Annotated in this window: 24 protein-coding genes; 14 read left to right on the top strand and 10 right to left on the bottom strand. The window is 62.9% G+C overall.

The window, feature by feature from the left end:
* Positions 1 to 4: 4 nt before the first annotated feature.
* From cobS to KP003_RS18200, 9 genes are all read left to right on the top strand, one after another.
* Positions 5 to 751 carry an adenosylcobinamide-GDP ribazoletransferase gene (gene cobS / locus KP003_RS18240; protein WP_216789525.1) on the top strand — a complete coding sequence of 249 codons (747 nt, stop codon included), beginning with the start codon at positions 5 to 7 and terminating at the stop codon, positions 749 to 751.
* Between the two features lie 58 nt (positions 752 to 809).
* Entirely contained in the window at positions 810 to 1406 is a 597-nt protein-coding gene (locus KP003_RS18235) for a histidine phosphatase family protein (RefSeq protein WP_217300072.1), read from the top strand.
* 17 nt (positions 1407 to 1423) lie between these two features.
* Positions 1424 to 2812 (top strand): cobyrinic acid a,c-diamide synthase CobB, encoded by a 1389-nt coding sequence (locus KP003_RS18230; RefSeq protein WP_217300722.1) that lies wholly within the window; start codon positions 1424 to 1426, stop codon positions 2810 to 2812.
* The gene (thiC, locus tag KP003_RS18225) at positions 2809 to 4116 is read left to right on the top strand and encodes a phosphomethylpyrimidine synthase ThiC (RefSeq protein WP_216500348.1); all 1308 of its coding nucleotides are present in this window, start codon (positions 2809 to 2811) and stop codon (positions 4114 to 4116) included. Before KP003_RS18230 ends, thiC begins: the two co-directional genes overlap by 4 nt.
* A 320-nt stretch (positions 4117 to 4436) precedes the next feature.
* Entirely contained in the window at positions 4437 to 5120 is a 684-nt protein-coding gene (locus KP003_RS18220; RefSeq protein ID WP_217300721.1) for an energy-coupling factor ABC transporter permease, read from the top strand.
* Entirely contained in the window at positions 5113 to 5406 is a 294-nt protein-coding gene (locus tag KP003_RS18215) for a cobalt ABC transporter permease (protein ID WP_216500349.1), read from the top strand. Before KP003_RS18220 ends, KP003_RS18215 begins: the two co-directional genes overlap by 8 nt.
* Positions 5406 to 6164, top strand: a complete 759-nt coding sequence (cbiQ, locus tag KP003_RS18210; protein ID WP_216789522.1) for a cobalt ECF transporter T component CbiQ — start codon at positions 5406 to 5408, stop codon at positions 6162 to 6164. Before KP003_RS18215 ends, cbiQ begins: the two co-directional genes overlap by 1 nt.
* A 25-nt stretch (positions 6165 to 6189) precedes the next feature.
* Positions 6190 to 7026 carry an energy-coupling factor ABC transporter ATP-binding protein gene (locus KP003_RS18205; RefSeq protein WP_216500356.1) on the top strand — a complete coding sequence of 279 codons (837 nt, stop codon included), beginning with the start codon at positions 6190 to 6192 and terminating at the stop codon, positions 7024 to 7026.
* Positions 7027 to 7298: 272 nt separating this feature from the next.
* On the top strand, positions 7299 to 7436 hold the full coding sequence (locus KP003_RS18200; protein WP_216789520.1) for a hypothetical protein: 138 nt from the start codon (positions 7299 to 7301) through the stop codon (positions 7434 to 7436).
* 80 nt (positions 7437 to 7516) lie between these two features.
* Here the strand turns inward: KP003_RS18200 and KP003_RS18195 are convergent, their stop codons facing one another.
* On the bottom strand, positions 7517 to 8959 hold the full coding sequence (locus KP003_RS18195; RefSeq protein WP_217300071.1) for a transglutaminase-like domain-containing protein: 1443 nt from the start codon (positions 8957 to 8959) through the stop codon (positions 7517 to 7519).
* A gap of 373 nt (positions 8960 to 9332) precedes the next feature.
* Between KP003_RS18195 and KP003_RS18190 the strand changes: the two genes are divergently transcribed.
* On the top strand, positions 9333 to 11615 hold the full coding sequence (locus KP003_RS18190; RefSeq protein ID WP_216499800.1) for a sigma 54-interacting transcriptional regulator: 2283 nt from the start codon (positions 9333 to 9335) through the stop codon (positions 11613 to 11615).
* Positions 11616 to 11861: 246 nt separating this feature from the next.
* Positions 11862 to 12041: a ribbon-helix-helix protein, CopG family gene (locus KP003_RS18185; protein ID WP_216499799.1), complete on the top strand. Its 180-nt coding sequence runs from the start codon at positions 11862 to 11864 to the stop codon at positions 12039 to 12041.
* Between the two features lie 100 nt (positions 12042 to 12141).
* Here the strand turns inward: KP003_RS18185 and cysS are convergent, their stop codons facing one another.
* The 6 genes from cysS to KP003_RS18155 form a co-directional block, all read right to left on the bottom strand.
* On the bottom strand, positions 12142 to 13584 hold the full coding sequence (cysS, locus tag KP003_RS18180; protein ID WP_217300070.1) for a cysteine--tRNA ligase: 1443 nt from the start codon (positions 13582 to 13584) through the stop codon (positions 12142 to 12144).
* A gap of 187 nt (positions 13585 to 13771) precedes the next feature.
* On the bottom strand, positions 13772 to 15460 hold the full coding sequence (locus KP003_RS18175) for a glutamine--tRNA ligase/YqeY domain fusion protein (RefSeq protein ID WP_217300069.1): 1689 nt from the start codon (positions 15458 to 15460) through the stop codon (positions 13772 to 13774).
* Between the two features lie 169 nt (positions 15461 to 15629).
* Positions 15630 to 16106, bottom strand: coding sequence for a 2-C-methyl-D-erythritol 2,4-cyclodiphosphate synthase (gene ispF, locus KP003_RS18170; RefSeq protein WP_217300720.1), 477 nt, complete (start codon positions 16104 to 16106; stop codon positions 15630 to 15632).
* A gap of 4 nt (positions 16107 to 16110) precedes the next feature.
* The gene (gene ispD, locus KP003_RS18165) at positions 16111 to 16770 is read right to left on the bottom strand and encodes a 2-C-methyl-D-erythritol 4-phosphate cytidylyltransferase (protein WP_236026998.1); all 660 of its coding nucleotides are present in this window, start codon (positions 16768 to 16770) and stop codon (positions 16111 to 16113) included.
* A 299-nt stretch (positions 16771 to 17069) separates the two neighbouring features.
* On the bottom strand, positions 17070 to 18443 hold the full coding sequence (gene selA, locus KP003_RS18160) for an L-seryl-tRNA(Sec) selenium transferase (protein ID WP_217300719.1): 1374 nt from the start codon (positions 18441 to 18443) through the stop codon (positions 17070 to 17072).
* 282 nt (positions 18444 to 18725) lie between these two features.
* A complete protein-coding gene (locus KP003_RS18155) occupies positions 18726 to 19418 on the bottom strand; it encodes a GntR family transcriptional regulator (protein ID WP_216499795.1) in 693 nt (230 codons plus the stop codon).
* A gap of 145 nt (positions 19419 to 19563) precedes the next feature.
* On the opposite strand from KP003_RS18155, the gene KP003_RS18150 reads away from it, so the two are divergent.
* Both KP003_RS18150 and KP003_RS18145 read left to right on the top strand, forming a co-directional pair.
* A complete protein-coding gene (locus KP003_RS18150) occupies positions 19564 to 20616 on the top strand; it encodes a potassium channel family protein (RefSeq protein WP_216499794.1) in 1053 nt (350 codons plus the stop codon).
* Positions 20609 to 21379 (top strand): sugar phosphate isomerase/epimerase family protein, encoded by a 771-nt coding sequence (locus KP003_RS18145; protein ID WP_216499793.1) that lies wholly within the window; start codon positions 20609 to 20611, stop codon positions 21377 to 21379. The genes KP003_RS18150 and KP003_RS18145 overlap by 8 nt, the downstream gene beginning before the upstream one ends.
* Here the strand turns inward: KP003_RS18145 and KP003_RS18140 are convergent.
* The 3 genes from KP003_RS18140 to KP003_RS18130 are packed head-to-tail and all read right to left on the bottom strand — an operon-like array spanning position 21376 to position 22518.
* The gene (locus tag KP003_RS18140) at positions 21376 to 21852 is read right to left on the bottom strand and encodes a DUF2127 domain-containing protein (RefSeq protein ID WP_216499792.1); all 477 of its coding nucleotides are present in this window, start codon (positions 21850 to 21852) and stop codon (positions 21376 to 21378) included. The genes KP003_RS18145 and KP003_RS18140 overlap by 4 nt on opposite strands.
* A gap of 15 nt (positions 21853 to 21867) precedes the next feature.
* Positions 21868 to 22173 carry a putative quinol monooxygenase gene (locus KP003_RS18135; RefSeq protein ID WP_216789508.1) on the bottom strand — a complete coding sequence of 102 codons (306 nt, stop codon included), beginning with the start codon at positions 22171 to 22173 and terminating at the stop codon, positions 21868 to 21870.
* Between the two features lie 15 nt (positions 22174 to 22188).
* Positions 22189 to 22518, bottom strand: coding sequence for a DMT family protein (locus tag KP003_RS18130; RefSeq protein WP_217300068.1), 330 nt, complete (start codon positions 22516 to 22518; stop codon positions 22189 to 22191).
* A 440-nt stretch (positions 22519 to 22958) separates the two neighbouring features.
* Between KP003_RS18130 and KP003_RS18125 the strand changes: the two genes are divergently transcribed.
* Positions 22959 to 24404, top strand: a complete 1446-nt coding sequence (locus KP003_RS18125; RefSeq protein WP_216499789.1) for a glyceraldehyde-3-phosphate dehydrogenase — start codon at positions 22959 to 22961, stop codon at positions 24402 to 24404.
* The last annotated feature ends 152 nt before the right edge of the window (positions 24405 to 24556 follow it).

The raw sequence follows: 24556 nt of genomic DNA, 5'->3' as shown, positions 1-24556 counted from the left end.
CCGCATGAGGCTTTTCATCATCGCCTTCCAGTTCCTGACCATCGTGCCGCTCCCGGTCTCGGTGCGCTGCGAGGAGAAGGACCTGGGGCGCTCCATGGCCCTGTTCCCACTGGTGGGGCTCGCCATCGGGGCGCTCCTGGCGGGGACCGACTTCCTGCTGGCGCCGCTTCTGCCCCGCTCCGTGGCCGACCTGGTGCTGGTTACCCTCTTGAGCGTGGTCACCGGCGCGCTGCACCTGGACGGCCTCTCGGATGTCTGCGACGGGCTGGCCGCGCGCGGCTCACGCGAACGCTTCCTGGAGATCATGAAGGATTCCCGCGTTGGGGCCGTGGGGGCGGTGGGCCTCGTGCTGGGGCTGCTCCTCAAGTACCAGGCGCTGCTCGCGCTCCCTGACGCGTACAAGCGGGAAGCGCTCCTGTTCTTCCCGATGGCCGCGCGTTTCGCCCAGGTGCAGATGACGGTCGGTTCTCAGCGCGCCCGCAAGGACGGGCTGGGGCACGCCTTCGTCGGCGGGGCGGGGACGCTGCAACTGGTCCTTGCCGGCGCCTGCACCGTTGCGGTTGCGGGGGTGTTGCTCCACCTTGCCGGCCTGGTCGCCCTGTTGCTCCTGTTCTTCCTCACCCTTGGCATCAAGGGGTGGGCGCACAGAAGGCTTGGTGGCGTGACCGGCGACGTGATCGGCTTTGCCAGCGAAATGAACGAGATATTCTGCCTGTTGTTCCTGCTGGCGCTCTTGCGCCGGATGGGATGAGGGGATCGGCTCCGCAGCTGCCTGACCCCCTGGCGCAGGTTGGCATATAGGAGAAGCAATGATCGAAAGAACGAGGATACACCTGATCCGCCACGGCGAGGTGGAGCGCTCCTACTGCTACAACGGCCACTACGACGTCCGCCTCACCCCGCGCGGCGAGGAGATGTACCACCAGCTGAAACCGCGCCTGAACCCGGACCGGATCAGTGCCATCTACACCAGCGACCTACAACGCACCGTGCGCGGCGGCGAGATACTGGGCCCCTACCTCGGGGTGGCGCCGGTGACGGTCCCCGCCCTGCGCGAGCTCAATTGCGGCGTCTGGGAAGGGCTCTCCGCGTCCCAGATCCAGGAGCAACGCCCGGACGAGTGGGCGGCGCGCCTGGCGGACCTGGAAAACTTCTGCGCGCCCGGCGGCGAGAGCCTGGGGGAACTGGCGGGGCGCGTACTCCCGGCCCTGAGGGAGATCGTGGAGCGGCACCGGGGCGAGGAGGTTCTGGTGGTGGCGCACGGCGGGGTGAACCGCATCATCCTGCTGGACGCGATCAAGGCGCCGTTGGGCTCCTTCTTCAGTATCGACCAGCAGTACTGTGCCATGAACATCATCGACTACTGGGCCGATGGCAACACCGTGGTCCAGCTGGTCAACGGTTGACGGAGACACCTTTGAGCATGAAGCGCCTGGTCATCGCAGCGCCGCACAGCGGCTCGGGAAAAACCACCGTGACCCTCGGGATCATGGCGGCTCTTCTGCGCCGCGGCCTCAAGGTGGCGCCGTTCAAGGTGGGGCCGGACTTCATCGATCCCGGCTACCACCGGCTGGTGACCGGCGTCCCCTCCGTGAACCTGGATGGCTGGATGTGCGCCCCCACGTTTCTTCGGGAGACCTTCGCGTTGCACGCGGCATCGGCCGATGTCGCCGTGATCGAGGGGGTGATGGGACTCTTCGACGGTATCGACGGCGTCTCCGATGCCGGGAGTACGGCCCAGGTCGCCAAGGAACTGGCGGCTCCGGTCGTCCTGGTGGTGGACGCTAAAAGTCAGGCCCGCAGCGCGGCCGCCCTGGTGGGCGGCTTTGCCGGCTTCGATCCCGCCGTGCGCGTTGCGGCGGTCATCTTCAACAACGTGGCGAGCGCGAACCACGAGCGGATTCTGCGCGAGGCGCTCGGGGCGCACCTGCCCGAGGTCCCGGTAGTGGGCTGCCTCCCCAGGGACGGGGCGCTCGCCATCCCGTCGCGCCACCTGGGGCTCATTACGGCCGAGGACAACCCGCTCTCGCCGGAGTTTCTGGACCACCTGGTCGAGGTCATCGAGCGGCATCTCGATCTCGAGCTTCTCCTGGAAATGGAGCAGCAGGAGCTTCCAGCGTTGCCGCAACCGTTATTCGCGCAGGCCGTGGCGGGTGATGCCCCGGAGCCGGTGCGGATCGCCGTGGCCAGCGATGCCGCATTTTGCTTCGCCTATCCTGACAACCTGCGGTTGCTTCAAGAAAGCGGCTCCGAAATCTGCCCTTTCTCCCCCCTGGAGGACGCGGGGTTGCCCGATGGAATCGGCGGCATCTACCTTCCGGGAGGCTATCCGGAGCTTTTCGCAGGGAAGCTCGCGGCCAACGAGCCGATGAAGCAGGCGCTCCTGCAGGCGGTCGAATCCGGCATGCCGGTCTACGCCGAGTGCGGCGGCTTCATCTACCTGACCCAAGGGGTAGCCGGGGACGAGGGTACAATCCCGTTCGTCGGTATTTTCCCGGTCCGGACCCGGATGCTGCCGCGCCGCAAGGCGCTGGGCTACCGGGAGGTCGAGCTGGTCGCCAGCGGGATCATCGGCGGTGAGGGAACCGTCGCGCGCGGGCATGAATTTCATTATTCCGAGATGGAGGAGATGCCGGAGAGGTTTGAGCGGCTCTATCGGGTCAGCAGGAAAGGTGCCTACCTGGGGATGGAAGGGTACCGCTACCGGAACTGCCTGGCCTCCTACATCCATTTACACTTCGGCAGCTCGCCGGGTATCGCACGGGACTTCGTGGGAAACTGCAGGGCATACCGGACCAGGAGTCTCACATGAAGACGCAGATCGAATCGGCGCGCGCGGGGATCGTCACCCCGCAGATGGCGCAGGTGGCTTTTGACGAACAGGTAACGCCGGAGTACGTCCGGGACAAGGTGGCTGCGGGGCAGATCGTCATCCCCTGGAACCACGTCAGGAAACCGAAGGTGGCCGGCATCGGCACCGGGTTGCGCACCAAGGTGAACGCCTCTATCGGCACCTCGTCGGACATCATCGACTACGAGGCCGAAGTGCGCAAGGCGCAGGTGGCGCAGCAGGCGGGCGCCGACACCCTGATGGAGCTCTCCGTGGGTGGCGACCTGGACCGGGTGCGGCGCGAAGTGATCGCCGCTGTCGATCTGCCGGTGGGGAACGTACCGCTGTACCAGGCATTCTGCGAGGCGGCCCGGAAGTACGGCGACCCCAACAAGCTCGACGAGGAGATGCTCTTCGACATCATCGAGCGCCAGTGCGCCGACGGCATGGCCTTCATGGCGGTCCACTGCGGCATCAACCTCTACACCCTGGAGCGCCTGAGGAAGCAGGGGTACCGCTACGGCGGCCTGGTGTCCAAGGGGGGGGTCAGCATGGCCGCCTGGATGATCGCCAACAACCGCGAGAACCCGCTCTATGAGAAGTTCGATCGCGTGGTGGAGATCCTGAAGCGCTACGACACCGTGCTCTCGCTCGGTAACGGTCTCAGGGCCGGCGCCATCCACGACTCCAGCGACCGCGCCCAGATCCAGGAACTCCTGATCAACTGCGAGCTCTCCGAGATCGGCCGCGACATGGGATGCCAGATGCTGGTGGAAGGTCCGGGCCACGTGCCGCTGGACGAGGTGGAGGGTAACATCAAGCTGCAAAAAAGGATGAGCGGCGGCGCCCCTTATTACATGCTCGGCCCCATCTCCACCGACGTGGCGCCCGGTTTCGACCACATCACCGCCGCCATCGGCGCCGCCCAGTCATCGCGCTACGGCGCGGACCTGATCTGCTACATCACCCCGGCCGAGCACCTGGCCCTTCCCAACGAGGAGGACGTGCAGATGGGTGTGAAGGCTGCCAAGATCGCCGCCTACATCGGCGATATGAATAAATACCCCGAGCGGGGACGCGAGCGCGACAAGGAGATGAGCAAGGCGCGCCGCGACCTGGACTGGCAGCGCCAGTTCGAGCTCGCCCTCTTCCCCGAGGATGCCGCGGCCATCAGGAAAAGCCGCGTCCCCGAGGACGAGCAGACCTGCACCATGTGCGGCGACTTCTGCGCCTCCCGCGGCGCAGGCAAGATCTTCGCCGAAGACCTGCGCGGGGACAAGATTTGATACGGGTTCACCATCGAACTACCAATTTACGGGTGCAGTTCCGGGCCGACATTGCATCAGTGTCCAGACCCGCTCCGGACCGGAAATCCCCTCTCCCTCCGGGAGAGGGTGGCCAAAGACCGGTTGAGGGAGATGTCACGGAGGAAGAACCCTGCCATGGCGGAGCCCTCACCCCGACCCTCTCCCGGAGGGAGAGGGGGACTATCCGGTCGTCGGTCGCTCGTGACAGCTTCTCTCACAGCTGGGGAGGATTTAGGGCCGGTTCGCTGTTCGCGCTGGTGCTGGCCTTTTCCCTGTTGGGCGCTACCCCGGCCCATGCCATGCACATCTCGGAGGGGATCCTTCCCTTCCCGTGGGCGCTGGCATGGTTCCTGGTGCTGGTGCCGTTTCTGGCCCTCGGCATCAGGCGGCTGAACGCCCTGGCGCGGGAGGACCTCTCCATGAAGCCGCTGGTCGGTCTGCTCACCGCCGTGGTCTTCATCATCTCCTGCATGCCGATCCCGGTGCCTACCGCCGGAACCTGCTCGCACCCCTGCGGCACGGGGGTGTCGGCCATACTGGTGGGCCCGCTGGTCAGCGTGATTATTGCAGCTGTGTCGCTGTTGATCCAGGCGCTGTTCCTGGCCCACGGCGGCCTCTCCACCCTGGGTGCCAACACCCTCTCCATGGGGGTGGTCGGCTCCTTCGCCGGGTGGTTCACCTTCCGGGCCCTGCGCAGGGTCGGCGGAAGCCTCGCTGTGGCTGGATTTATCGCCGGGCTTGTGGCAGACTGGGCCACCTACGCCACCACGTCGCTCCTTCTTGCCCTCGGTATCCGGGGTGAGTCGCCGCTGTGGCCGCTGTTCGCCAAAGTGGTGCTGGCGTTCCTCCCTACCCAGTTGCCCCTGGGTATCCTGGAGGGTGTGATCACGGCGGGGATGGTGACGCTGTTGTACCGCAAACGTCCGGACCTGCTCTTGAAGATGAGGGTCATCACGGAAAAGGAGGTTCCCGGCAATGCCTGATAGAAAACGCAGGTGGAAAATACTTATGCTGCACACCGTCATGCTGCCGACGCTGCTGTTCGCCTTCTACTTCTTTTCGCTCGCCCCCAAATCCTACCAAGGGGTGGACGAGGCCGTGGTGGAGAAGATCGCCAAGGAGCATGGGCGGGAGGCCAAGGCGCCGCTCATCGATCCCGGCTCCGGCGACCTGCTCCTGTTCGCCTTCCTGGGGGCAGGGGTCGTGGGCGGGTTCGCTGCCGGCTACTACTGGCGGCAGTTGACGGGTAAGGACAAGAAGGAAGGTTGATGCACCATCATTTCAACGCATATCGCCACCACGCGGCCCATCCTCTCGCTTCGGTCGATGCGCGGGTGAAGCTCGTGAGCGCCCTGGCCCTGCTGGTCATGGTGCTGAGCTCGCAGGGAGTCGCCTTCCCGTTGGTGGTGGCCGCGTCCGGACTTGCCCTCTGCCTGCAACTGGGCACGCCGGTGCGCATCCTCGTGCTGCGCTTCTCCGAACCGCTCTTCATCGCCCTCATGGTGTTGGCGCTGAAGACCTTTTTTTCCGGATCGGTCCCCCTTTTCAGCGCCGGTGTAGCCGGTTGGGAGCTGGTGGCGCACCGCGACGGGCTGTCCGCCGGGCTCCTCATCGCCGGCCGGATCCTGGGCGGTGTGTCCCTTCTGGCCGTGGTCGGCTTTTCCACCCCCTTCACGGAACTGATGGCCGCGCTCTCCTGGCTCAAGGTGCCGCAGGTGCTGGTGGACGTGGCGCTCTTCGCCTGGCGCTACCTGTTCCTGCTCCTCGAGGACGCCCAGGTGGTCTACAACGCCCAGAAGAATCGCCTCGGATACGTGGGGTGCCGGCGCGCCCTCTCCTCCCTGGGAACCCTGGCAGGCGTGCTGGTGATCAAGGCCTTCGACAACAGCCAGAGCATCACCACCGCGATGGTGCAGCGCGGCTATGACGGCGCCATGCCCGCGTCCGTGCATCGGCCGCTGCGGGCGGTCGAGGTCGGCTCGGCACTCCTGTTCGTCAGCGCCATGGCCCTCTTCAGGTTTGTATAAAAATAAAGGAACGCCTGTGGACCCGATCAGAATATCCGTCAACCTCGAAAGCTATAAATACCCCGACGGCACCGTGGCCCTGTCGGATCTGCAGCTCCAGATCGCTCGCGGCGAGTTTGCCGGCATCCTCGGCTCCAACGGTTCCGGAAAGACCACGCTGCTGAAGGTCATGGACGGGCTGATCAAGGGGTACCGAGGCGAGGTGCTGCTGGACGGGGAAAATGTGCTCCGCCTGCACCCGCGCGACATCTACCGCAAGGTGGGACTCGTGTTCCAGAACCCGGACGACCAGCTCTTCGCCAGCAACGTCTTCGAGGACGCCGCCTTCGGACCGCGCAACATGGGGTGCGCCGAGGCAGAGGTGAAAAGCCGCGTCGAGGCCGCCCTGGCGAGCGTTGACATGTCCGACTTCGCCGGCAAAGGGATTCACAACCTGAGCTACGGCCAGAAGAAGCGGGTCTGCATCGCCGGACTCCTGGCCATGGGGCATGAGATCCTGCTCCTGGACGAGCCGACCGCCGGGCTCGATCCCATGGGCGAGTACCGGATGATGGAGCTTTTGACTCGGCTGAACCGTGACCAGGGGGTGACCATCGTCATGGCGACCCACAGCGTCGACTTGGTGCCCATTTTCCTGCACCAGCTCCACATCCTGAGCAAAGGGCGGCTGGTCCGTGGTGGCGCTCCCGAAGAGGTCTTCACCGCACCCGAGGAGTTGGCCAACGTAAAGCTGCGTCTCCCCCACATCGCGGAGCTGATCTACCAGCTAAAGCACGAGGAAGGGCTCCCCTTCACTCGCCTCCCCTTGACCATCGGCGAAGCGCGCCGGGAGATGGTGGAGGCGATGTCCCGAAAACGATGATTGCTGCAGCGCACTTCCTCACAGGGCGACCCCATACCGGTCGCCCTTTTTCGTGTCACCCTGCGGGGCAACGTTAGCTATTGAGACAGTTCGGCGTCCCAATTTCGCACAGGCCTTGGGGGAAAAGTCCCCCCTCGATGTCGTAATCCCACGTATTCCCTGGCATAGGCTGGCCGGAGCCGAAACGGCATGTATCGTGCTCATTAGAAGGTGCGCCCGCAGTCGAGGACGTACCTCTTCCGCGGCGAATCCAAGATATATGGGAGTGACAGATGGGTGGTTTCTTAATGGCGGTCGGGGTGGTCTACGCAATGGCAATCCTGGTACAGATCGCCTGCTACAGGAGCAGCTTGAAGAAGGGCACAAGAGAGAACGGAGTCGGTGTGGTGGCGGCCCAGGGCTGTCACTAGAAGCGCGACCTGCAGCACGAAAAAAGCGGGGCGGATCCAGGTGATCCGCCCCGCTCTGCGTTCGGGAAGATGGAAGGAGGCTACCGCTTCTCGAGGACCTTTGCTTGCGCTCTGCCGATCATGCCGGCGATGCTCCCCAACTCGTCCAGTGAGTCTCCCTCGATCAGCTTGATGTGCGTGACGTCAGCGGGGACCTGGTTAAAGGTAGGATCAACCGAGACCCACTTCCCTTCCAAGTAACTTTCAGCCCAGCTGTGGTACAAGAATCCGTCACCTTGGTACACCAGGCCGGACACGAAGCGGGTAGGGATGCCGGCGGCCCGCGCCAGGGAAACGTAGAGCCTCGCGTGGCTTTGGCAGTTGCCGCGCCCTTTTTGCAGCGTTTCCAAGGGTGATTGGGAGTCGATGACGTCGGCTTTGATCTGGGCGGCGACCCACGCTGCCAGGCGGGCCACCTTTTGGGCCAGATTCTTCTCGTCCCCCACGATCGCTTTCATACGCGAGACGATCTCGGGGTTGTCGCTGGGAGTCCGCTCTCCAGGCTGCAGGTCCGCCTGGGCGGGCAACTCTTCCGCTGCGGGTCCGGGGTTGGGGAGGGTGAAGATGACGCTGCCGTCCGGCTGGCGCTCCGCCCTTTGCCATGCCCCCTGCAGCAGGCGCTGCTCCGCCGGTATCCCCGTTATCTGCAGCACCAGTTTCTGCATCCGCTCGGGATGCTCCAAGGAAGGCGCGACGCGGATCAGGCTGAAGTCATATACGAGGTCCTTCTTGTCCATGGCGGCTTCCGCGAGTTCGGCCTTGGCGGTCGCCTCGTCACGGGCCAGGGTGACCACCAGACCGTCCCGCACCGATTCCTTCAGGACGTTCCCCGCCAGGTCCACCCAGATATCATTGTCCACCATGGTATAGAGGTCGTTTTTCAGGTGTACCACCGGCTTCCCGTCCAGGGTCTCCTGCCCGATCACCTCGACCTTCGCCTGTTTCACCTTCACCGCTTCCGGATCGAGGTATTGGACCTTGTAGGTCTTCTTCGGCACGGCCCCCCGCATGAGCGGGTACAAGTTCAGGGCGTGCGGAGGGTAGACCGGCCCCTTCACCTTCAGGATCCGCTCCTTGTTGCCGTTCGCCGAATGCGTGCGCACCGTGATCCCTTTGGGCGTCACCTCGCCGTCGATGTCGACCGGGCTTCCGTCGATGCGGTTTTGAACCTGGAACGAACGCAGGGTGAGATCGGGTGCCACCTGGTACGACTCGGTCGAGCTGGCCTCTCTGGAGAAGCCCATGACCTTCATCTTGACGCTGCCGCGCGAGGAGATCTGGTAGCCGCTGGCGGTGCGGGTAACGGTGGTCTGGCCGAAGCCTACCTGCTCGTCACCCATGATGATGCTGAACCAGCGCTCCCCTTCGGGCGGGGCGGCCAGCTTAGGGAGAGGGGTGGCCGCCAGGAGCTGTAGCGGCAAGAGGACCAGGGCCAGTACTGCCATGAGCCGTAGTGAGAAATGAAAGCGTGCCGTGGTTGTCATACCATCCTCCTTGGCTGAGTTCGCGGTACCTTATACCACACGACGCGTGCCGGGCGCAATGCGCCAACCCGCTCTTTTTCTTATGAAACGCGATCCGGTCGGAGCTCATGAGGTGGTGGCAGGAAAGAGTTCTTTGATTAAATGCAGTTAAGCTCTTGCAGTATTTTGTACGCCTCAGTATAATGTGTTCATAGATAAGAGTTGCGGAGGATCGTAGGATCCTCCTTCCCCTAGCCGACTTGCCCTCCTAGTCGCTAGGGTTTTTTTTTGTACCTACCGCATCCAAAGTGTGCCAACTGTTGCACACTTTTCCCGATTCCTATACAATCCCACCTGACTCTGCAATCTTATCCGGCCATGCCAGCGAGGAACGATGTATCCTATTGTAACCATTACCGACCAATGCCGAAAATGCTACTCCTGTGTGCGCAGCTGCCCGGTCAAGGCGATCAAGGTTGAGAAGAGCTACACCGAGATCATCTTCGAGCGCTGCATCGGCTGCGGCAACTGCCTGAGCAACTGTCCCCAGCACGCCAAGGTGATCGCGGACAACGTGGTGGTGACCGAGGCGCTTCTTACCTCAGGTGATCCCGTCGTCGCCGTCCTCGGCTGCTCCTTCCCCGCCTTCTTCCACAACTGCTCACCCGGGCAGCTCTCCGCCGGCCTGCGCCAGCTCGGTTTCGCTGAGGTGCACGAGGGGGCAAGCGGGGTGGAACTCATCGCCGGAGAGTACAGAAACGCCATCGAGAAGGCGCAGTTGCCGCTCATCTCGTCGCATTGCCCCGCCGTCGTCGATCTGGTTGAGCGGCACTACCCGCAGCTGATCGAAAACCTGGTCGGCGTGGTCACCCACATGGTTGCCATGGGGCGCTTCCTCAAGCAGGTGCTGGGAGAGCATGTCAAGGTGGTCTACATCAGCTCATGCATCGCGGGGAAGTTCGAGGTACAGGCCGAACAAACCAAGGGAGCGGTGGACGTGCTGCTCACCTACCGGGAGCTGGAATCGATCTTCAAGGAGCGCGGCATCGACCTGGCGTCCCTGCAGGAGGAACCGTTCGACGGCAGGACCCCGCACATGGGGCGGATCTTCTCGCTTTCCCAGGGCTCCTTCCAAGCCTTCGGTATCAACCCGGACCCACTGGACACCGAGATCGTCACCGCCGAGGGTGAGGTAAACGTGATGGGGATCATCAAGGACCTCGCCGCCGGGCGCATCAGCCCGAAGCTGGTCGACCTCCGTTTCTGCTACGACGGCTGCATCGGCGGTCCGGGGAGGAACAGGGAGCTCACCGAGTTTTCCCGGCGCAACATGGTCATCTCCCATTTCAAGAGTGAAATCCCTTACCGCGTGGCGCCGCACTACCAGAATGAATGTGAGGTCGACCTCTCCCGCACCTTTTCGGACAAGTACGCCAAGCTGCCAACCCCGAAGGGGGGCGACGTCAAGAAGATCCTCCACGCCACCAACAAGTTCACACAGAAGGACGAGCTCAACTGCCGTACCTGCGGGTACCGCACCTGCCGCGAGTACGCGGTGGCTGTGTTCCAGGGGCTGGCGGACCTGGAGATGTGCCTGCCGCACAACCTGCAACAGCTGGAAGAGGAGCGGGGCCGCCTGATCCAGAAGTACGAGCTGGCCAAGAGGGAGTTGGACCGCGAGTACGGCGACGAGTTCATCGTGGGGAGCGACGGCAACACCCTGGAGGCCCTGGACCAGATCAAACAGGTCGGGCCGACGCCGACCACGGTGCTGATCCGCGGCGAATCCGGCACCGGCAAAGAGCTGGCGGCTCGCGCCATCCATCGCTACAGCAAGAGAAACGACAAGCCGCTGGTAACGGTCAACTGCACCACCATCACCGACTCCTTGCTTGAGAGCGAGCTGTTCGGTCACAAGAAGGGCTCCTTCACCGGTGCCATCATGGAAAAGAAGGGCCTTTTCGAGGCGGCCGACGGCGGCACCATCTTCCTGGACGAAATCGGCGACATCACCCCCAAACTGCAGGCGGAGCTGTTACGCGTGCTCGACCTGGGCGAGGTGCGGCCGGTGGGGGGCACCTTGGCGCGCCGCGTCGACGTCCGTCTCATCGCGGCCACCAACAAGTCGCTGGAGGACGGGGTGCGCGACGGCTGGTTCCGCGAAGACCTCTACTACCGCTTGAACGTCTTCTCCATCACCATGCCCCCGCTGCGGGAGCGAGTGGAATCGATCCCGCAGCTCGCGCACTACTTCCTGGAGAAGGCGCGCAACAAGTTGAACAAGCACATCGTCGGCATCGAGGAGCGCGCCATAAACGCAATGGTCAAGTATCCCTGGCCCGGCAACATCAGGGAGATGCAGAACGTCATCGAGCGCGCCGCCGTTTTAACCCACGACGACATCATAAAGCTGGGCAACCTGCCGCTGGCCTTCGCGGAGAGCTACGCCGACGAGGGGGAGGATGTCATCGATCTGCGCTCCTTCAAAAAGGAGCGAGAGCCGCACGTATTGCGGGTCGAAAAGAAGCTGATCCAGCGCTACCTGGCCGACGCCGGAGGCAATGTGTCAAAAGCGGCACAACTTGCCAACATACCGAGGAGGACCTTTTATCGTCTTTTGGCCAAACATGGGTTGAAAGGACGCACAATCCGCGCACGCGAGGAAGAAGATGAGTGATTTGCCACTCGGGGGGCAGGACCGCCCTGGCCAAAATGATACAAATGGGCACAATTACGCACCGTGTGCCAAAAGTGGCGCACTTTGTATACACTGTGGCATTACGTGTTTCTAACGTAAAAATAAGGGTATACGTGAAAACAGTGGGTTACGCAGCAGTCCTGCTCTTTTTTGAGGTTGGCACGCATATAGCAATATTGTAGACATCGTGTCACCAATCTTGAGCAGTACAAGGAGAAGAAGCAGATGGGCAGAATGAGAGAGAACCCGAGGTACAATGTCATTTCCATGAGGATCAGCGACGCAGAGCGTGAGACCCTCGAGCAGATCATGGACTCCACCAAAAAGAGCGTTTCCGACATCATGAGGGAAGCAATGGAACTCGTGAAGGCAAGGAGCGCCGAGATGAACCAGAAGGCGGCCTAGGCCGCCTTGCATCACCCCGCCGAAGCATAAAAAACGGCCGCGTTAAGCGGCCTTTTTTTATTCCTGCAGTCCCGGTTTCCCGGGTACCTTCCCTATTGCACTATTTCACCTTCCAGGTCGTCCCCTGCGCGCTATCAAGGAGCACGATGTTCTTCTCCAGCAGGAGATCCCTGATCTCGTCGCTGCGCTTGAAGTTCTTGGCCTTGCGGGCCTCGGCGCGCTCGGCGATGAGCGTCTCGATCTCCTCGACCGGGATCTCCATCTCGGAGGTCTTGCGGTCCTTCATGCGCTGCAGGTATTCGGCGGGCACGGAATCGCAGACGCCGAGGGTTGCGGCGATGTTGGCAACCTCTTGCTTCACCCGCTCGAGCAACTCAAGCGGGGAGACCGGCAGGGCGCGGTTGATGCTGCGCACCAGGTCGAAGACGTGCCCCAGCGCCATGGCTGTGTTGAAATCGTCGTCCATGGCCTCTACGAAGCGGGCCGCGATGCTGCTGCACTTCTCCTCGAGCTCCGCGCTCTCCTCGGTGGGGGCGTGGTCTGTGCCGGCGGCCAGGCGTTCGTCGATGCCGGCCAGCGCCTTGTAGATCCTCTCCAGGCCGAGCTCGGCTTCCTTGAGGTTCTGGTCCGAGAAGTCGATCGGGGAGCGGTAGTGTGCCGACAGCAGGAAGAAGCGGAGCACCTCGGCGTCGTAGCGCTCCAGGACTTCCTTGATGGTGAAGAAGTTCCCCAGCGACTTGGACATCTTCTCGGCGTTGATGTTCACGAAGCCGTTGTGCAGCCAGTACTTCACGAAGGGCTTGCCGGAGGCCGCCTCGGACTGGGCGATCTCGTTCTCGTGGTGCGGGAAGATCAGGTCCTTGCCGCCGCCGTGGATGTCCAGGGTGTCGCCCAGGAACTTGGTGCTCATGGCCGAGCACTCGATGTGCCAGCCCGGCCTTCCCTGGCCCCAGGGGGATTCCCAGTACGGCTCGCCCGGCTTGGCCCCCTTCCAGAGTGCGAAGTCCATCGGGTGCTCTTTCTTCTCGTCCACCTCGATGCGGGCGCCGGCCTGCATGTCCTCGAGGTTCCTCTTGGAGAGCTTCAGGTACCCTTCGAAGCGGTCAACCCGGAAGAAGACGTCGGAGCCGGACGCGTAGGCGTACCCCTTGTCGATCAGCCTCTGCACCAGCGCGATGATCTCCGGGATGTGCTCGGTCGCCTTGGGCTGGAAGGTGGGGAGCTGCAGCATGAGCCGCGCCATGTCCTTGTCGAACTCCTCGATAAAGCGTTCGGAGATCTCGTTGTAGGGGACGCCGTCGCGGTTGGCGCGGTTGATGATCTTGTCGTCGATGTCGGTGTAGTTGCGGACGTAGGTGACGTCGAGCCCCTTGGCCTGCAGGTAGCGGTAGATCATGTCGAAGACGACGTTGGCGCGGGCGTGCCCTATGTGGCAGTGGTCATAAACCGTCACGCCGCAGACGTACATGCCGACCTTGCCGGGGTTGATCGGTACGAATTCTTCCTTGCTGCCGGTAAGGGTGTTGTAGACGCGTAAGGGCATGTCAGTTCCTCTTTCTAAAAAGTGTTAACCCTGTTTAGGGCCGGATTCGAATTACGCACTTGCAAGCCCCTCTCCCTCTGGGAGAGGGTGGCCGGAGGCCGGGTGAGGGCATTGCCACTGAGTGCGACCTTGCCTGTTGAGGTGCCCTCCCCCCGCCCCTTTCCCAAAGGGCGAGGGGGATACGCCGTTACTTCTTGCCTTGATTCCAGGAGTCGCGCAGGGTGGCGGTGCGGTTGAAGACCAACGCGCCGGGATGCGAGTCCTTGCTGTCCAGGCAGAAGTAGCCCAGTCGCTCGAACTGGAAACGCTGCTCCAGGGTCGCCGCGGCGAGGGACGGCTCCAGCTTGCACCCCTTGAGCACCTCGATGGAGTTCGGGTTCAGCGAGGTGCGGTAGTCCGGCTCGTTCTTGCCGCCCGGGTTCGGGGTGCTGAACAGGCGGTCGTAGAGGCGTACCTCCGCCTCGACGGCGTGTTCGGCGCTCACCCAGTGGATGGTGCCCTTGATCTTTCTGCCGTCCGGGGCGCTGCCGCCGCGGGATTCCGGGTCGTAGCTGCAGCGCACCTCGACGATCTCGCCGTTTTCGTCCTTCACAACGGATTCGCACTTCACGATGTAGGCGTAGCGCAGGCGCACCTCTTTGCCCGGGGCCATCCTGAAGAATCCCTTGGCCGGCTCCTCCTGGAAGTCGTCGCGCTCGATGTAGACCGTCTTGCCGAAGGGGACCATGCGGCTCCCCATCTCCGGGGCGTTCGGGTGGTTGGCCGCCTCGAACTCCTCGGTCTGGCCCTCCGGGTATCCCTCGACCACCACCTTGAGGGGGCGCAGCACCGACATCGCGCGCGGGGCGCGCACGTTGAGGTCCTCGCGCACAGCGTCTTCCAAAATGCTCATGTCGATCAGGCTGTCGCTCTTGCCAACGCCGATGGTCTCGCAGAAGGCCCGGATGGACTCGGGGGTGAAGCCGCGGCGCCGGATCCCGACCAGGGTCGGCATGCGCGGGTCGTCCCAGCCGTCCACCAGCTTCTCCTGGACCAGTTCGAGGAGCTTTCTCTTGCTCATCACCGTGTAGTTCAGGTTCAGGCGGGCGAACTCGATCTGCTGCGGGTGGCAGGGGACCGGAAGCTGGTCCAGCACCCAGTCGTAGAGCGGGCGGTGGTCCTCGAACTCAAGGGTGCAGATGGAGTGGGTGATCCCCTCGATGGCGTCGGAGATGCAGTGCGCGTAGTCGTACATCGGGTAGATGCACCAGGCGTCGCCGGTCCGGTGGTGCTCGACCTTCTTGATGCGGTAGATGACCGGATCGCGCAGGTTGATGTTGGGGGAAGTCATGTCGATCTTTAGGCGGAGCACCTGGCTGCCGTCCTCGAACTCGCCGGCACGCATGCGGGCGAAGAGGTCGAGGTTCTCGGCGACGCTGCGGTCGCGGAACGGGCTCTCCTTGCCCGGCTCGTTGAGGGTGCCGCGCATGGCGCGGATCTCATCGGCGCTGCTGCTGTCGACGTAGGCGAGTCCCTTCTCGATCAGAACCTGTGCGTACTGGTAGAACTTCTCGAAGTAGTCCGAGGCGTAGTACATGTGCTCGCCCCACTCGAAGCCGAGCCACTTCACGTTCTCCTTGATGGAGTCCTCGTACTCGATGTCCTCCTTGGTCGGGTTGGTGTCGTCGAAGCGCAGATGGCAGCGGCCGGCGAAGTCGCGGGCAAGGCCGAAGTTGAGGCAGATCGACTTGGCGTGCCCGATGTGCAGGTAGCCGTTGGGCTCAGGCGGAAAGCGGGTGACGATGGTCTGGTGCTTGCCGCTTTTCAGGTCGTCGGTGACGATGTTCCGGATGAAGTTGGCCGCCTTTTCGACGACCGGGGTTTCTTCTGTAGTCATATGGATGTCCTGTCCGCCGCCGGGGTGGGTCGGCGTGCGTAGAGTAATTGGTAAATGGCAGCCCCCCTTGTGGGGCGGTTGCGGGGGGCGAATGATTATTCGCCCCTACAGGGGTACGGTGCTGCAGGGTGACTGAAGGGGCGAATAATCATTCGCCCAGGTTTTACCCTTACCCTTCTTTTGCCAGAAGCGCGACCGAGTAGGCGGCGATCCCCTCGCCCCTGCCGGCGAAACCGAGCTCCTCGGTGGTGGTCGCCTTGACGTTGATGCGGTCCTCCTCGGTGCCGAGCGTCGCGGCGATGTTGCTCCTCATCTGCGGGATGAAGGGGGCGAGCTTGGGGCGCTGCGCCACGATGGTGGCGTCGACGTTGCCGATCCGGTACCCCTTGCGCTCGGCGAGGTCCATAACGTGGCGCAGCAGTTTCCGGCTGTCAGCCCCCTTGAAGGCGGGGTCGGTGTCGGGGAAGTGCTTGCCGATGTCCCCCTCGCCGATGGCGCCCAGGATGGCGTCGGAGATGGCGTGCAAGAGCACGTCCGCGTCGGAATGCCCGAGGAGCCCCTTCGCGTAGGGGACGTCCACCCCTCCCAGGATCAGTTTGCGCCCCTCCACCAGTCTGTGTACGTCGTAGCCGTGTCCGATGCGCATCATATCACTTCATCTCCTTCAAAAAAGCCTCGGCGAGGATCATGTCCTCGGGCGTGGTGATCTTGATGTTGCGGTAATCGCCTGGTACCACCCGGACCGGTTTCCCCTGCCGCTCCATGAGGGAGGCGTCGTCGGTTCCCAGGAAACCTGCCGCGGCCGCCTCGTCGTGGGCGGCACGGATCAGGTCGTAGCGGAAGGCCTGCGGAGTCTGGGCTAGCCAGAGCGTTTCGCGGGGGGGCGTTTCGGTAATCACCCCTTCCCGGACCACCTTGACCGTGTCCTTGACCGGTACCGCGACTACCGATGCGCCCGCTTCCCTGGCGGCGGCGCAGGCTTCTTCCAGCATCCTCACCGAGACGAAAGGGCGAACCCCGTCGTGGATCAGCACCAGGTCGTCCGGCTCGATATCCTCAAGGGCGCGCAGCCCGTTGTACACCGAGTGCTGCCGTTCGCTGCCGCCGGGAACGATGGCCCGGACCTTGGTGAACCCGTAGCGCTCCACCACCTCGCTGCGGCAGAAGGGGATCTCTTGCTCCGGGGAGACCAGGTAGATGGCATCGATACAGTCGGCTTCCTCGAATGTCTGCACGGTGCGGGCGAGGATCGGCATGCCGTCCAGCATCAGGTACTGCTTGTTGGAGCCTGCCCCCATCCTCTTTCCCATGCCGGCGGCAGGGATGAGCGCGAACGTTCTGGCCAAAGTCACCTCTAAATGAGCTGGCGCCCCGTATAAGGGGAAAATCGCCGAATTATACAGTTTGGCTGTGAAAAAACCAGTTAAATATAACCAAAGTGCCGACTCTCCCCCCCCTGCGGGAGAGGGGCTTGGGGTGAGGGCGCCAGCCACCGGCGGCCCAGACGGCAGCTTCACCCCCCCCCGCCTTCGCGGACCGAAGCGCTTCGGCGCGCAGGCCCGTCAAGGGAGGGGGAGCGAGGCGGCCAGTTCATTCCGGACGCCGATGCTCAGCCGGCGAGAGCGCTCAGCGCCGTTGCCAGATCGTCCAGGTCGGCGTCCTGCAGGGTTCTCGGATCGAGCAGGAATGCGTTCTTGTTGATCCGCCCGATCACAGGGATCTCCATCCCGCGCAGCCTTGCCTCGATGTCGTTCGGGGTGAGCCCCCCGACCGCGACCTCGATCAGCATGGTGGGGAGGTTCAGCAGGGGCAGCGTCCCTCCGCCGGCCTGCGAGAACCCCTCGCTTAACTTGAAGCTGACGGTGTCGGGGGTCCGGCGGCGCAGCCGGCCGGCGATCTTCCTGGCCCGAGCGGTGAGCTCGGGGAGGGTGGCGGTCAGCATGCGCAGGGTCGGTACTTCCTTGAGCGCCACCATCTCATCGCGGTACAGGGCGAGCGTCGCCTCCAGGCTCGCCAGGGTCAGCTTGTCCATCCTGAGCGCGCGTAACAGCTGGTGCTTCTTCATCGACTCGATGAAATGCTTCTTGCCTACGATGATCCCGGCCTGGGGGCCCCCAAGGAGCTTGTCGCCGCTGAAGGTGATGACGTCGACCCCGGCGCGGACGAAATCCTGTACCGTCGGTTCGGGGCAGGGGAGCCGGTTGGAGAGATCGACCAGGTTGCCGCTCCCCATGTCGGCCAGCACCGGAACGCCCGCCTGTTTCCCCAGCTCGACCATCTCCTCGGCGGTGACCTCCTTGGTGAAGCCGAGAACGGCGAAGTTGCTGCAGTGCACCTTGAGGAACACGGCGGTGTTTTCATTGACCGCGCCGAGATAATCCTTGGGATGGGTCCGGTTGGTGGTGCCGACTTCCCTCAGGGTGACGCCGGAGAGCTTCATGACCTCGGGGATGCGGAAGGAGCCGCCGATTTCCACGAGCTCCCCGCGCGACACCACGGCTTCGCGCCCGGCTGCCATGGCGCTTAGGGTGAGGAGCACCGCCGCCGCGTTGTTGTTCACCACTATGGCGGCCTCGGCACCGGTCAGTTCGCACAAGAGCGCCTCGACGTGGCTGTAGCGGCTGCCGCGTACCCCCTCGTCGAGGTTGAATTCGAGATTTGAATAGGAAAAGGCGATCGTGTTCAGCGCATCGCGCGCCGCCTCGGGGAGTATGGAACGCCCGAGGTTGGTGTGGATCACGATGCCGGAGCCGTTGATGACCCGCTTCAGGCTCGGTTGGGTGAGCAGGCGCAGTTCGCGCGCCACCTCGGCGCAGACCGCAGCCTCGGCGAAGGCCGCATCGCTCAGGCCGCCGGCGCGGGCCCCGCTGCGCAGCCTGTCCAGTACGGTCCGCACCGCTTTGAGGACAAGCTCCCGCGGCTGCCCGGCTAAAAGACCCCGCACCGCCTCCCACTCCAGCACCCGGTCCACTTTCGGGATCATTTTCAGCTGCTGCACGGCGCCCCCCTTCTCATTGAAATGGCAAAGGGCTAATTTAGCGCAAAGTGAGCCGTGAGGCAAAGGAAAACCACAAGGGGAACGGGCAATTGACCATGGGCAGCTGACGATTGACCACATAGGACGCCGCTGCAGGGTGACGGGCGACGAGGTGCCGGCAGGTTAAGGGACGAGGGGGTGCGGGGACGAAAGGAGGGGAGGGCGAAACGGAGGGAGCGAATCCCCCGGGGGCGGACGGCCTCGGCCGGGGGGGAATCTGGGGAAAGTTTAGAGATCGAGCCCTTTGCAGGTCCACGCCTCGGCGGCAGCGGCGTCTTCCTCGATGAGGACCTTGCCGCCGTACTCGGCATTTTTCTGGACCAGCATCTCTGCCATAACCGGATCGCGTTTGCGGAAGGCCTCGATGATCTTCTCGTGCTCCTCCACCGAGAGCTGCATCCGACCCGGCTTCATGAGCGAGGCCATGCGCAGCCGCTGGAACTTCTTCAGCAGCTGCGCGATCATGTCATGGAGTTTGTCGTTGCCGGCTCCCTTGATGAAGAGGTCGTGGAAACTGTTGTGTACCTTGAAGAAGTGGCGCACGTCCCCTTCGGCCGCGATGTCGCGCAACTTCTCGTTGATCGCTTCCAGCTTGTTTATCTCCCTGGTGCTGAGCAGGGTGCAGGCCTTGCGGGCGGCGTAACCTTCGAGAATGCTCTTGATGGCGTAGAACTCCTCGACGTCTTTGGCGGAAAAGCTGGCGACCAGCGCTCCCTTGCGCGGTATGACGGAGAGGTACCCTTCTGATTCCAACTGGCGGAACGCTTCGCGGATGGGGGTGCGGCTGATGCCGAAACGGGCTGCGAGTTCAGGCTCGGCTACCTTTTCTCCCGGCTTGAGGGCTCCCGACATGATGGCGTCACGGATGGTCTCAAGTATCCGTTCTCTAAGGGTAAGGTGCTTCTCAACGTTCTTCTTCATGCGGCCCCCTTCAATGATCGCCGTATTGTATACAGTATCCAAAGATTGTCAAGAACTTCCCTTTTGAAATTTGTGGGGTTGCACATGAAAAAGCTTGAAATCTCCCAGCGCGCTCTGTATGTTGCGACGCTGAGGGAGTTTACCTATGGACCCGGTACGCCATTTCAAGATCTCAATTTGTGTGCTGCTGCTCCTGCTGACGGTGGGGACCTGCGGTTACATGACGCTGGAGGGGTGGAGCCTGCTCGACGCCCTCTACATGACGGTGATCACCCTGGGCACCGTCGGCTTTCGCGAGGTCCACGACCTGAGCCACGTCGGCAAGGTCTTCACCATGATGCTGATCTTCTTCGGTGTCGGCGTCATCGGTTACATCGTGGGGAGCCTGGCCCAGATCATGTTCGAGGGGCAGTTCCAGCGCATCATCGGGAGGAAAAAGGTGGAAAAGGCGATAGCCGCCCTGGACGGGCACTACATCATCTGCGGTTTCGGGCGCATCGGCTCGCTGATCTGCAAGGAGTTCGCAGCCAAGCCGCTTCCCTTCGTGGTGGTGGAGAAGGACGTCGAGATGATCGCCCAGATGGAACAGGACGGCCACGGGTACCTGTTCCTGCCGGGGGACGCGACCGTGGACGACGTGCTCCTTAGGGCCGGGATCAAGAGGGCTAAGGGACTCATCTCGGTGGTCACCTCGGATACCGAGAACGTCTACATCACCCTTACGGCGCGGGGGCTCAACCCCGACCTCTTCATCCTGGCGCGCGCCGGGGAAGAGGGGAGCGAGCTGAAGCTGAAGCGGGCCGGCGCCAACAAGGTCGTTTCGCCCTACCTGATCGGCGGTTCCAGGATGGCACAGGCGATCCTGCGCCCCACGGTGGTCGACTTCATCGAGATTGCCACCGGGCGCGAGCACATGGAGCTGCAGATGGAGGAGATCCTGATTCCCGCGCATTCCGGCTTCATCGCGGAGACGCTGGCCAGTTCCGGCTTCCGCAAGGAGACCGGCGTTATCATCGTGGGGGTCAAGAAGCAGACCGGCAAGATGGTTTTCAACCCGGAGTCCCACACGAAGATCGAGGCGCACGACACGCTGATCGTGCTGGGAGAACCGGCGGCGATCGAGAAGCTGGACCAGCTGGTCCGCTGCGACAGCTGCGCCGAGGAACTGATCAAAAAGCACAGGAAAAAAGATGAGTAAAAGAGTCTTCGTCCACGTCCCCTACCCCCAGATCGGGGCGCATCTCCCCTTCATCCTGGAGCGCAGACTGAGCCCCGAGATATACCTCTCCGCCGACGCGCTCGACGCCGCGGCCCCGGCGCAACTCGCCGAGACGGCGCAGGTGCTCGCGGGGGAGGGGCTTTCCTGCACCATCCACGCGCCGTTCATGGACCTGAACCCCGGCTCGCTGGAGCGGATGCTGCGGGACGCCACCATGCACCGTTTCCGGCAGGTGCTCGACGCCGCCGAACTGCTCCGCCCCGAGGTCATGGTGTTTCACCCCGGCTTCGACCGCTGGCGCTACGGCGAGGCGCAGGGGCAGTGGCTCGAGTTGAGCGTAGCCGCCTGGCGGGAGGTTTTGCAGCGGACCAAAGAGATCGGCACGGTGGTCGCGGTGGAGAACATCTTCGAGGAGGAGCCTTCGACCCTGAAGGCGCTGTTCGAGGCGGTGCAGGAACCCTCGTTCGGACACTGTTTCGACGTGGGACACTGGAACCTGTTTAAGCGGGTGGGGATGGAAAAGTGGTTCGAGGCGCTGGGGACCTGGATCAAGGAGGTGCACATCCATGATAACGGCGGCACGAAAGACGACCATGCCCCCCCGGGAGAAGGCGCCATCGACTTCGAGCTGTTCTTCCGGCTAATGGAAAGATACGCTCCCGACGCCGCCTACACCATCGAGTCCCACAGCAGAGCGCACCTGGAGAGCTCGCTGCAGGTCTTGACCCCTTACCTGGGTTAGCGGCGGGACTTTCTGGAGCGCTTGAGGGCCGAGGCGAGGTAACCGACCACGCCGACGTTCACGAGGAATACGGCGACGCGGGGCCAGTCCGGCTTGCGAAAGATTTCGAACAGTTCGACGGGGAGGTAGACCGCTCCGGAAAGGAAGCCGAACCACTCGGCCCATTTTCGCTCATGCCACAGCCCGTATCCCTCTACCAGTCGGACCGAGGCGTAGGCCAGTGCGGAGAGCGCCAGCATCCAGAGCTGCAGGTCGGTGACGCGGTTGGCGGCGTCGATGAATATGCTGGGATAGTGGCGGGCCGGGTTCATATGCAGGGCCAGCACCAGCCGCACCGCAATGTCGTGCAGATTCCTGTGGACGAGTGTCAGCACGCCGCATCCCGCCAGCAAGACCACGGCCCCCTTGAGGGCCTCCAAGACCGCCACCACGCGCAGCCCGCGCCCCTTCGCGCTTCTCGTCTTTGCCGGCATACCCTGCCTCCCGCTCTAAACCGGTTGCAGCACCTTGAGCGACACCTCTGTCACCAGGTCTTTCACCTTCTCCTTGTACTCGAGCATGTGCGGGGATGCGAGGTGCTCGTGCAGCGCGTCGACGCCCTGCCACTTCTCCACGATGGTCACCACCAGCTCGTCTTGGAGCTGTACCGGGAGCCCTGCGTCGACGTCGACGGCCGGGAAGTACTCGATGCACCCAGGCTCAGCCTTAACCCTCGGGATGTTGTCGTTGAAGATTTCCAGAAACGCGTCCCGCGCCCCCTCACGAACCCTGATTGATGCGATTACACAGATCATCGGTATTCCTCCGTTTTACCCGCGAAAGATGAAAAAGACGGCCCCTGCCATGCAGATGCCGGCCCACAGATAGTCCAGTTTTAGCGGCTGTCCCATGTAGAACACGGCGAACGGGACGAAGACCGAAAGGGTGATCACTTCCTGTATGATCTTTAATTGTCCCAGGCTAAAGGTTCCGAACCCGGCCCGGTTTGCCGGCACCTGGAGCATGTACTCGAACAGGGCGATACCCCAACTCGCCAGGATGGCGACGTAGAGCGGGGCACTGCGCAGGTCCTTCAGGTGCGCGTACCAGGCGAAGGTCATGAAAACGTTGGAAAGGATCAGAAGTACGATGGTTCTCATAGCGGTTCCCGTAAAGATTTGGCCGCCTTAGGCCGGTTCGGCGCTTCCGCCGCGGCCGGAACGTGAGGCGTGTGACGCGCCGTGAACGGCTGCGGCGACTGGCAAGGATAGCACGAGAAGCGCGTTCGGCGCAAAGGTTGCGGCAATATGACATGCCGACGGCGAACCGGGAGAGATAAGATTTACCTGCGATAATTAACAAAAACATTACTTATGGATCTCCTTGAAGTTTCAATTGTTTACATCACAAAAATACTGTAGTATGCAGGCGTTTTGGCCGCTCATGCTGCTGTCGTTCTGTCAACCGCGAAATGATTCGGTGTACTTAGGCGATGCCTTGGTGTGCAGTTGACAGTGGCGCTTCGGCCGTCATGTACCTGAGTTTTGCGTCGGAGGCGCTTCGAAGCGTCCGGCGTTATTTTCTGCGAAGGGACGGAACTATGAAGATTGAGAAACAGGAAGCTTATTTGAAGGAATGGCAGGGCCATGAGGAGCTTGCCGAGCGCATGCTCCCGATCATCGGCCATCTTTACCGCGACAACAACATTGTCACCACGGTGTACGGTCGCTCCCTGGTAAACAGCCCGACCATCGAGATCCTCAAGGCGCATCGTTTCGCTCGTCTGATCCTTGACGGCGAACTGACCGTCCAGGAGACGTTCCCGGTCCTTGAAGCGCTGGCCAAGCTGGACCTGGCGCCGGCTCGCATCGACCTCGGCCGGCTCGCGGTCCGTTACCAGGCCGTGCAGGACAAGGTCTCAATCGACGATTTCGTCGCCAGCGAGCTCGCCTCGGTCAACACCGGCCGCACCTCGCTGCTCGACGAGCCGCAGGACATCGTGCTCTACGGTTTCGGCCGCATCGGCCGTCTGCTCGCCCGCATCCTGGTCGAGAAGTCCGGCAGCGGCGAGAAGCTCCGCCTGCGCGCCGCCGTGGTGCGCAAGGCCGGTCCGGATGACCTGGTGAAGAGGGCGAGCCTGCTGCGCCGCGACTCCGTGCACGGTCCCTTCAACGGCATCATCACCATCGACGAGGAAGAGAACGCGATCATCGCCAACGGCAACATGATCCGCATCATCTACTCCGATGCCCCCGAGAACGTCGATTACACCCAGTACGGCATCCACAACGCCATCGTCCTCGACAACACCGGCAAGTGGCGCGACCGCGAGGGCCTCGGCCGTCACCTGAAGGCGCCGGGCGTCTCCCAGGTGCTCCTCACCGCCCCGGGGAAGGGGGACATCCCCAACGTCGTTGCCGGTATCAACAACGAGCTGATCGTGCCGGAAGAGACCATCTTCTCCGCCGCGAGCTGCACCACCAACGCCATCGTACCGGTGCTTAAAGCGGTGAGCGACAAGTTCGGCATCGTGAGCGGCCACGTCGAGACCTGCCACTCCTACACCAACGACCAGAACCTGATCGACAACTACCACAAGGCCGATCGCCGCGGGCGGAGCGCCCCGCTGAACATGGTCATCACCGAGACCGGCGCCGCCAAGGCCGTTGCCAAGGTGCTTCCGGAGCTGACCGGCAAGCTGACCGGCAACGCCATCCGCGTGCCGACCCCGAACGTCTCGCTGGCCATCCTGAACCTGCAGCTCAACACCGAGACCGACGTGGACACGCTGAACAGCTACCTGCGCGCCATCTCGCTCGATTCGCCGCTGCAAAACCAGATCGACTACACGAACTCCCCGGACGTCGTCTCCAGCGACTTCGTCGGTTCGCGCCATGCCGGCGTGGTCGACTCCCTGGCCACCATCGTCCAGGGGAACCGCTGCGTGCTCTACGTCTGGTACGACAACGAGTTCGGCTACAGCTGCCAGGTCGTGCGCATGGTCCAGAAGATGGCCGGCCTGGAACTTCCCGCACTGCCGGCCTAGTTTCAGCACCGGCCCAATACTGACAGGCATGAAAAGGGGCACCCGACTTGGGTGCCCCTTTTTGCGTTTTCGGGTCGGGCCTCCCCATGGTGAGGTCCCGGACGGACGCTTCTCTTGCCCAGCGCCGCGAAGCACGGTAAAGTTCAACCTGC

The organism is Geomonas diazotrophica (assembly GCF_019063885.1).
In the GTDB taxonomy this organism is placed as follows: domain Bacteria; phylum Desulfobacterota; class Desulfuromonadia; order Geobacterales; family Geobacteraceae; genus Geomonas; species Geomonas diazotrophica.
The sequence above is the reverse complement of the archived record's forward strand: the minus strand, read 5'-3'. Positions and strand labels throughout refer to the sequence as shown.

Excerpts from the sequence above, each read along its gene's own strand:
- KP003_RS18125 (WP_216499789.1), top strand. The coding sequence starts at position 22,959 with ATGAAGATTGAGAAACAGGAAGCTTATTTGAAGGAATGGCAGGGCCAT.
- cobS (WP_216789525.1), top strand. The coding sequence starts at position 5 with ATGAGGCTTTTCATCATCGCCTTCCAGTTCCTGACCATCGTGCCGCTC.
- cbiQ (WP_216789522.1), top strand. The coding sequence starts at position 5,406 with ATGCACCATCATTTCAACGCATATCGCCACCACGCGGCCCATCCTCTC.
- KP003_RS18235 (WP_217300072.1), top strand. The coding sequence starts at position 810 with ATGATCGAAAGAACGAGGATACACCTGATCCGCCACGGCGAGGTGGAG.
- KP003_RS18155 (WP_216499795.1), bottom strand. The coding sequence starts at position 19,418 with ATGAAGAAGAACGTTGAGAAGCACCTTACCCTTAGAGAACGGATACTT.
- cysS (WP_217300070.1), bottom strand. The coding sequence starts at position 13,584 with ATGCCCTTACGCGTCTACAACACCCTTACCGGCAGCAAGGAAGAATTC.
- KP003_RS18220 (WP_217300721.1), top strand. The coding sequence starts at position 4,437 with ATGCACATCTCGGAGGGGATCCTTCCCTTCCCGTGGGCGCTGGCATGG.
- ispD (WP_236026998.1), bottom strand. The coding sequence starts at position 16,770 with ATGGGAAAGAGGATGGGGGCAGGCTCCAACAAGCAGTACCTGATGCTG.
- KP003_RS18140 (WP_216499792.1), bottom strand. The coding sequence starts at position 21,852 with ATGCCGGCAAAGACGAGAAGCGCGAAGGGGCGCGGGCTGCGCGTGGTG.
- selA (WP_217300719.1), bottom strand. The coding sequence starts at position 18,443 with ATGATCCCGAAAGTGGACCGGGTGCTGGAGTGGGAGGCGGTGCGGGGT.
- KP003_RS18200 (WP_216789520.1), top strand. The coding sequence starts at position 7,299 with ATGGGTGGTTTCTTAATGGCGGTCGGGGTGGTCTACGCAATGGCAATC.
- ispF (WP_217300720.1), bottom strand. The coding sequence starts at position 16,106 with ATGCGCATCGGACACGGCTACGACGTACACAGACTGGTGGAGGGGCGC.
- KP003_RS18150 (WP_216499794.1), top strand. The coding sequence starts at position 19,564 with ATGGACCCGGTACGCCATTTCAAGATCTCAATTTGTGTGCTGCTGCTC.
- KP003_RS18130 (WP_217300068.1), bottom strand. The coding sequence starts at position 22,518 with ATGAGAACCATCGTACTTCTGATCCTTTCCAACGTTTTCATGACCTTC.
- thiC (WP_216500348.1), top strand. The coding sequence starts at position 2,809 with ATGAAGACGCAGATCGAATCGGCGCGCGCGGGGATCGTCACCCCGCAG.
- KP003_RS18230 (WP_217300722.1), top strand. The coding sequence starts at position 1,424 with ATGAAGCGCCTGGTCATCGCAGCGCCGCACAGCGGCTCGGGAAAAACC.
- KP003_RS18195 (WP_217300071.1), bottom strand. The coding sequence starts at position 8,959 with ATGACAACCACGGCACGCTTTCATTTCTCACTACGGCTCATGGCAGTA.
- KP003_RS18135 (WP_216789508.1), bottom strand. The coding sequence starts at position 22,173 with ATGATCTGTGTAATCGCATCAATCAGGGTTCGTGAGGGGGCGCGGGAC.
- KP003_RS18145 (WP_216499793.1), top strand. The coding sequence starts at position 20,609 with ATGAGTAAAAGAGTCTTCGTCCACGTCCCCTACCCCCAGATCGGGGCG.
- KP003_RS18190 (WP_216499800.1), top strand. The coding sequence starts at position 9,333 with ATGTATCCTATTGTAACCATTACCGACCAATGCCGAAAATGCTACTCC.
- KP003_RS18175 (WP_217300069.1), bottom strand. The coding sequence starts at position 15,460 with ATGACTACAGAAGAAACCCCGGTCGTCGAAAAGGCGGCCAACTTCATC.
- KP003_RS18215 (WP_216500349.1), top strand. The coding sequence starts at position 5,113 with ATGCCTGATAGAAAACGCAGGTGGAAAATACTTATGCTGCACACCGTC.
- KP003_RS18185 (WP_216499799.1), top strand. The coding sequence starts at position 11,862 with ATGGGCAGAATGAGAGAGAACCCGAGGTACAATGTCATTTCCATGAGG.